This window comes from Pseudoduganella guangdongensis (assembly GCF_009857475.1).
GTDB lineage: Bacteria > Pseudomonadota > Gammaproteobacteria > Burkholderiales > Burkholderiaceae_D > Rugamonas > Rugamonas guangdongensis.
Window position 1 is genome coordinate 1 of record NZ_WWCJ01000046.1, and the last position, 886, is coordinate 886.

General features: G+C 57.8%; 1 protein-coding gene. It reads left to right on the forward strand.

What is annotated here, in order from left to right; translation table 11 throughout:
- Positions 1 to 56: 56 nt before the first annotated feature.
- A partial coding sequence (locus tag GTP41_RS26745) for an RNA-guided endonuclease InsQ/TnpB family protein (RefSeq protein WP_161028635.1) occupies positions 57 to 886 on the forward strand: 830 nt, incomplete at its 3' end.

Below are 886 nucleotides of genomic sequence, written 5' to 3' on the forward strand. Positions count from 1 at the left end.
TGCCGCAGGCATCCTTCCGTGCGACTGCGATACGGAATGCTGTATAAAATTACAGTATGGAGCGCCTTCAATCATATCGATTTGAGTTGATGCCAAACGGCCGGCAGCGGCGGGCAATGCAAAGCTTTGCCGGCGCATGCCGCTATGTTTTCAACAAGGCGCTGGATATCCAGAAAGCGCGCTACGAGGGTGGTGACAAGAGGCTGGGGTATGCAGCGTTGTGCAAGCTGCTGACTGGTTGGCGGCATGACAAGGACACACCATGGTTGCGGCAGGCGCCCACCCATCCGCTGCAACAATCACTCAAGAATCTGGAGCAGGCCTACGCCAATTTCTTTGCGGGGCGCGCGGATTTCCCACGCTTTAAAAAGAAAGGGCGCCAGGACAGCTTCCGCTATCCGGACCCACAACAAATCAGGATCGAGCAAGGCAATGACCGCATTTTCTTGCCCAAGCTGGGCTGGCTGCGTTATCGCAATAGTCGGCAAGTACTGGGCGCGGTGCGCAATGTGACGGTCAGCCTGCATGCCGGGCGCTGGTTTATGGCAATTCAGACCGCGCGCGAAGTCGCCCCCGTGGTCGCCAGCGGCGAGGCCGTCGGCGTGGACATGGGCATCGTTCGCTTTGCCACCCTGTCGGATGGCGATTACGAGGAACCGATCAACAGCTTCAAGCGGCATGAGGCCAGGCTGCGTAAGGCGCAGCAGGCATTGAGCCGGAAGGTCAAACACAGTCGGAACTGGACGAAGGCTAAGAAGCGCGTGCAGCGCATTCACGCGCGCATAGGTAATGCGCGCAAAGACTTTTTGCACAAGGTGACGAGGGCGATCTGCAACAACCACGCGATCGTCTATATCGAAGACCTGCGTGTGAAGCAGTTGTCGAA